Origin of the sequence: Pseudomonas sp. BN607, from assembly GCF_029871175.1 — a bacterium.
Taxonomy (GTDB): domain Bacteria; phylum Pseudomonadota; class Gammaproteobacteria; order Pseudomonadales; family Pseudomonadaceae; genus Aquipseudomonas.
In genome coordinates this window covers 23,551-29,808 of sequence record NZ_SSOE01000046.1, presented here as the reverse complement: position 1 = coordinate 29,808, position 6,258 = coordinate 23,551, and the positions used below count along the sequence as shown (strand labels likewise).

Below are 6,258 nucleotides of genomic sequence, written 5' to 3'. Positions count from 1 at the left end.
CATTTAGTCCCACCACCCCTTCAAGTCTAACCATACAAGCGGGCTTGCCCCGCGAAGCATCCAGCACGGTGGATGGCACGGGCTTCGCCCGTGTTCGCGGGACAAGCCCGCTCCCACAGTCCAATTGCGCTAGATTCTGGAAATTGAGCAAGTCAGTTGTTTCCCCAGGTACTGCATCAGCCTCAAGCCAGCGGGGGTACCTGTGGGAGCGGGCTTGTCCCGCGAAGAATCCAACACGGTGGATGGCACGGGCTTTGCCCGTGTTCGCGGGACAAGCCCGCTCCCACAGGGGATCGCGCTAGCTTCTAGAAATTGAACAAGCCAGTTGTTCCCCCAGGTACTGCATCAGGGGGTACCTGTGGGAGCGGGCTTGCCCCGCGAAGAATCCAACACGGTGGATGGCACCGGCTCCGCCGGTTTTCGCGGCTAAAGCCGCTCCCACAGGGCGCCGACGCTGATTCAAACATAGCCCAAGAAAAAGCCCCGCCAGTTCGCACTGGCGGGGCTTTTTCATTCAGCCTTGGCTATCAACCGTGATGAGGCTTGTGCTCATCGGCGGCTTCCAGCGCTGGCTCCCCGGCGGCGGCGGCAGCTTCTTGCGCAGCTTTGGCGGCAGCCTCGGCCTCGCGCTTGCGGCGGCGCACTTCACGCGGGTCGTTCGGCGCGCGGCCGTTGGACAGCATGACAGTAGCAGGCGCTACCACGGCAGGGGCTTCTACGGGTGCAGGCTCGACGACGGCAGGTACAGGCTCGGCCACCACTTCTGGCTGGGCTTCGACAACCGGGACAGGCTGCTCGGCAACCGGCGCGACTTCGATCACGGCTGGGGCCTGTTCGATTTCACCAGCTTCTACAGCAGGGGCTTCCACTGGGGCTTCAACAGCCACGGTTTCGGCAACCACAGTCGGCTCGACAGCAGGTGCTTCGCCAAATGGCTGCGGAGCAACTTCGACCACTGGCTCGGCAGTTGCCTCGACCACGGCCACCGGCTCGCTGACCGGTTGCTCGACCACTGGGGCCACGGCGACTGCTTCCTCTGCCTTGGCTACAGCTTCGACCTGCTCGACCTTTTCAGCCTGCTCGGCCGGTTGGGCGACTTCGCTGTTGTCGGTTTCGGCAACGGCAACGGCAGCGACTTCAGCGGTGGCGCGCTCGGCCTGCTGGTTGGCCTGGGCCTCGGCATCGCTGCTGATGTTGCTGGTGGCCACGGCGGCAGTCACGGCCAAGCCGGCGGCCAGTTCGGCACCCAGCTCGCTGGCCTGGTGCTGTTGTGGCTGCTCTTCGCTGCCTTCTTCTTCGCCGTCGATCAGCTCGCCATTGGCGTTGCGCTGGCGCTCACGGCGGTTGCTGCGGCGACGCTGGCCACGCGAACGGCGGCGCGGGCGCTCGCCATCGGTGCCTTCCTGCTCGTCTTGCAGCAGCTCTTCGTTCGGCAGTTGCTCTTCGGCCAATTCGGCAGCCTGCTCGGCGGCTTCCTCGGCTGCACGTGGCTGACGCTCTTCACGTGCTGGGCGCGGGGCGCGTTCTTCGCGAGGTGCGCGTTCGTCACGCGGGGCACGTTCTTCACGAGGTGCGCGTTCTTCACGTGGGGTGCGTTCTTCGCGAGGTGCGCGTTCTTCACGTGGAGCACGTTCTTCGCGAGGTGCGCGTTCTTCACGTGGAGCACGTTCTTCACGCGGGGCACGCTCTTCGCGTGGAGCACGTTCTTCGCGGGCTACACGCTCTTCACGTGGCTGGCGCTCTTCGCGTTCGGCTGGCGGGGTGGCGTCCAGTGGTTCGCGCAGTTCGCGCACACGCTCTTCGCCACGGTTGCCGCGGCGGTCTTCGCGTGGCTGGCGCGGTGCACGCTCTTCACGCGGTGCACGCTCCTCGCGTGGGCTGCGTTCTTCGCGTGGAGCACGCTCTTCGCGTGGCGCACGCTCCTCGCGTTGCTGGCGTTCTTCGCGTGGTGCCCGCTCGGCGCGTTCCTCGCGCGGCTTGCGCTCTTCGTCGCGGCGGCCGTTACGGTTGCGGCTCTGCTGGCGGCCGTTACGACGCTCTTCATTGCGTTGGCTGCGCTCGGCGGCCGGTTTTTCGGCAGCGGTAACCACTGGCGCAGCAGCTGGCTCGTCCTTGCCGGCGAACAGGCTGACCAGCGACTTCACAAGGCCCTTGAACAGGCTTGGCTCGGGAGCGCTCGGGGCCGGGGCGACCGGAGCGGCAGGCTGCGCTTCATCAGCGGCGGCTGGGACCGGGGCATTGGCGCGGGCCGGGGCGGTTTTCACTGCGGCTTCCTGGCGAACCAGGGTGCGGGTAGCGGTCGGCTGCGGCGCTTCCTCTGCCTCGGTGGCGGCAATTTCGTAGCTGGACTGGTTGTTCAGCACTTCCGGGTTGTCGTCGCGCAGGCGCTGGACTTCGAAGTGCGGGGTTTCCAGGTGGTCGTTCGGCAGAATGATGATGCGCGCACGGGTGCGCAGCTCGATCTTGGTGATCGAATTGCGTTTCTCGTTGAGCAGGAATGCAGCCACCGGGATCGGGACCTGGGCACGTACTTCGGCGGTGCGGTCTTTCAGTGCTTCTTCTTCGATCAGGCGCAGGATGGCCAGCGACAGCGATTCGACGTCACGGATGATGCCGGTGCCGGAGCAGCGTGGGCAGACGATGCCGCTGCTTTCGCCCAGCGACGGGCGCAGGCGCTGACGGGACATTTCCAGCAGGCCGAAGCGCGAGATGCGGCCAACCTGCACGCGGGCGCGGTCGGCTTCCAGGCATTCACGCACACGTTCTTCAACGGCGCGTTGGTTTTTCGCCGGGGTCATGTCGATGAAGTCGATGACGATCAGGCCGCCGATGTCACGCAGGCGCAACTGGCGGGCGATTTCTTCGGCCGCTTCCAGGTTGGTCTGCAGGGCGGTTTCTTCGATGTCGCTGCCTTTGGTGGCGCGCGCCGAGTTGATGTCGATGGACACCAGGGCTTCGGTCGGGTCGATCACGATCGAACCGCCGGACGGCAGGTCGACCACGCGCTGGAAGGCGGTTTCGATCTGGCTTTCGATCTGGAAGCGGTTGAACAGCGGCACGCTGTCTTCGTACAGCTTGACCTTGCTGGCGTACTGCGGCATCACCTGGCGGATGAAGGTCAGGGCTTCTTCCTGGGCGTCGATGCTGTCGATCAGCACCTCGCCGATGTCCTGGCGCAGGTAGTCGCGGATGGCGCGGATGATGACGTTGCTTTCCTGGTAGATCAGGAATGGCGCGGCGCGGTCCAGGGACGCTTCCTTGATGGCGGTCCACAATTGCAGCAGATAGTCCAGGTCCCACTGCATTTCTTCGCTGCTGCGGCCAAGGCCGGCAGTGCGCACGATCAGGCCCATGTCGCCCGGTACGGTCAGGCCGTTCAGGGCTTCGCGCAGTTCGTTGCGCTCTTCGCCTTCGATGCGGCGCGAGATGCCGCCGGCACGCGGGTTGTTGGGCATCAGTACCAGGTAGCGACCGGCCAGGCTGATGAAGGTCGTGAGGGCGGCGCCTTTGTTGCCGCGCTCTTCCTTCTCGACCTGGACAATGACTTCCTGGCCTTCGCTGAGTACTTCCTTGATGTTGACCCGGCCTTCTGGGGCCTTCTTGAAGTATTCGCGGGAGATTTCCTTCAGCGGCAGGAAGCCGTGACGTTCGGAACCGAAGTCGACGAAGGCGGCTTCGAGGCTGGGTTCGATGCGGGTGATCTTGCCTTTGTAGATGTTGGCCTTTTTCTGCTCGCGCGCGCCAGACTCGATGTCCAGGTCGTACAGGCGTTGGCCGTCCACCAGGGCTACACGCAACTCTTCGGGTTGAGTTGCGTTAATCAGCATTCTTTTCATGTTGTACCGTCGGTTTCCGGGCTGCCGGAAACGGCGTTCGGCACACACGACGTCTCATGGTCGGTGCCAAGGTGCGCAAAGGGTGGGCGGGCCACCCCCGTGTCGAGCGACGTTCGGCACCAGCCGGTTGCCCAGCCTGCCGTTGTCGCGACGACGCGTCCTGTTTGCTGCGGTGCCAACAAGGCCCCGGTGGCTTCGAATGGGTATCCGAATCAACCAAGCGGGCCTTGTGCACTCAGTCAGGAGGAGGAATCAACCGTCAGCCGTGGACGCCCGGGGGCATCTGTTCAGGACCTTATCCGCTCGCCAGCCGTCAGTGGGCTGGTGGCCGGACGCGGTGCTACACGGTCCGAGGGCTGTGCATCTCCACCCTGCACGTATCCCTGATAATTCGGGTGCTGCCGCGCGCTGAATCCGCAACGGGTTGCATTTTTCGCCAGCTTCGAATGGGAAGCTGACGCCATTACATGTCCAAGGCAGGTATTTCCGAAGCATTCGCCGTGCGTTGCGTGGAAGCGACGGGGCGGGCAGAGGTACAACGAAAAGAATCGGGTAAGCAGGTGAAACACCGCACTTGTCGTTTTTTTCGGTCTTCTCTACACAGCGCTGGTGGCGATTCCAGGCAATTCGGTAAACTGGCGAAAACCCCGTAGGACGGCCTCGCGTCCTGCAGAATTGCGTAGGTCAGGAACCGGCCAAGGGCCTGGTTTCACTGGCCTGCCGCTTTTGGCGGCGTTCGCGACTATAGCAGCAATGATTAAGTGCTTCAATTCCATAAAAAATTGTTATCATTCCCGCCATGACGACCAATACCCCTCCGACTTCCGGCGTTCAGCTGATCGAAGTCGCGCCGGAGCTTGCCGGCCAACGCATCGACAATTTCCTTATCACGGCGCTCAAGGGCGTGCCCAAGACCCTGGTCTATCGCATCCTGCGCAAGGGTGAGGTAAGGGTCAACAAGGGCCGCGTGAAGCCGGAATACAAGATTCAGGCCGGTGACATCGTGCGGGTACCGCCCGTCCGCCTGCCCGAGCGTGACGAACCGGCGCCGGTGGCCCAGGGCTTGTTGCAGCGCCTGGAGGCCGCCATCGTCTACGAAGACAAGGCGCTGATCGTGATGAACAAGCCGGCCGGCATCGCCGTGCATGGCGGCAGCGGCCTGAGCTTTGGCGTGATCGAGGCGCTGCGCCAGCTGCGTCCGGATGCCAAGGAGCTGGAGCTGGTGCACCGCCTGGACCGCGACACCTCCGGGCTGCTGATGATCGCCAAGAAGCGCAGCATGCTGCGCCACCTGCATGCCGCCCTGCGCGGCGATGGGGTCGACAAGCGCTACATGGCGCTGGTGCGCGGCCACTGGCCGACCGCGAAAAAGCAAGTGAACGCGCCCCTGCTCAAGAGCAACCTGCGGTCGGGCGAGCGCATGGTCGAAGTGAACGACGAGGGCAAGGAGGCGCTGACCCTGTTCCGCGTGCTGCGCCGCTTCGGCGACTTCGCCACTATCGTCGAGGCGCGCCCGATAACTGGCCGTACCCACCAGATTCGCGTGCACACCTTGCATGCCGGGCACATGATTGCTGGTGACAGCAAGTATGGCGACGAAGACTTCAGTCGCGAAATCCGAGAGCTCGGAGGCAAGCGCCTGTTCCTGCATGCCTATGCGTTGACCGTGCCGCTGCCCGACGGCGGCGAGCTCAAGCTTGAAGCGCCTGTGGACGAGGTGTGGGCCAAGACTGTGGAGCGTTTGAGTGCGCCGTGACTATGAGTTGCTGATCTTCGACTGGGACGGCACGTTGGCCGATTCCATCGGGCGTATCGTCGAGGCCATGAACGCCGCTGCCGAACGTGCCGGGGAGGCACAAAGCAGCGAAGATGCGGTCAAGGGCATCATTGGCCTGGCCCTGGGCGAGGCGATCCACACCTTGTACCCGCACCTGGCGCCCGCGCAGGTCGATAGCTTCCGCCAGCACTACGCCGATATCTACATGGCGCTGGACCAGCAGCCCTCGCCGTTGTTCGAGGGTGTGACCGAATCGCTGGACGCCTTCCGTGCCGAGGGCTACCGCCTGGCGGTGGCCACCGGCAAGGCCCGTCGCGGGCTGGACCGGGTGCTGAAGGCCAACGGCTGGGAGCGGTTCTTCGACATCACCCGCGCCGCCGACGAAACGCGTGGCAAGCCGCACCCGCTGATGCTCGAGCAGATCCTTGATCATTGCGGCGTCGAACCGGGCCGCGCGCTGATGGTCGGTGATTCGGCATTCGACCTGCAGATGGCCAGCAATGCCGGCATGCATTCGGTGGCGGTGGGCTATGGTGCCATGTCGCTGCAGGCGCTGGCCGAGTTCGGGCCGCAGGTGTGCATCGATCATTTTTCCCAGTTGCGCGAGTGGCTGGGTGGTTCTGCAATTCCACTTCCAAGGTAGGT

3 protein-coding genes are annotated in these 6,258 nt (G+C 64.1%); 2 read left to right on the top strand and 1 reads right to left on the bottom strand.

The features are described from left to right. Positions 1 to 527: 527 nt before the first annotated feature. Positions 528 to 3,836, bottom strand: coding sequence for a ribonuclease E (gene rne / locus E8E68_RS11725; protein ID WP_280341539.1), 3,309 nt, complete (start codon positions 3,834 to 3,836; stop codon positions 528 to 530). 799 nt (positions 3,837 to 4,635) lie between these two features. On the opposite strand from rne, the gene rluC reads away from it, so the two are divergent. Together rluC and E8E68_RS11715 are read left to right on the top strand one after the other, a co-directional pair. Continuing rightward, positions 4,636 to 5,592 carry a 23S rRNA pseudouridine(955/2504/2580) synthase RluC gene (rluC, locus tag E8E68_RS11720; protein ID WP_110744543.1) on the top strand — a complete coding sequence of 319 codons (957 nt, stop codon included), beginning with the start codon at positions 4,636 to 4,638 and terminating at the stop codon, positions 5,590 to 5,592. After that, on the top strand, positions 5,582 to 6,256 hold the full coding sequence (locus E8E68_RS11715; protein WP_110744542.1) for an HAD family hydrolase: 675 nt from the start codon (positions 5,582 to 5,584) through the stop codon (positions 6,254 to 6,256). The genes rluC and E8E68_RS11715 overlap by 11 nt, the downstream gene beginning before the upstream one ends. The last annotated feature ends 2 nt before the right edge of the window (positions 6,257 to 6,258 follow it).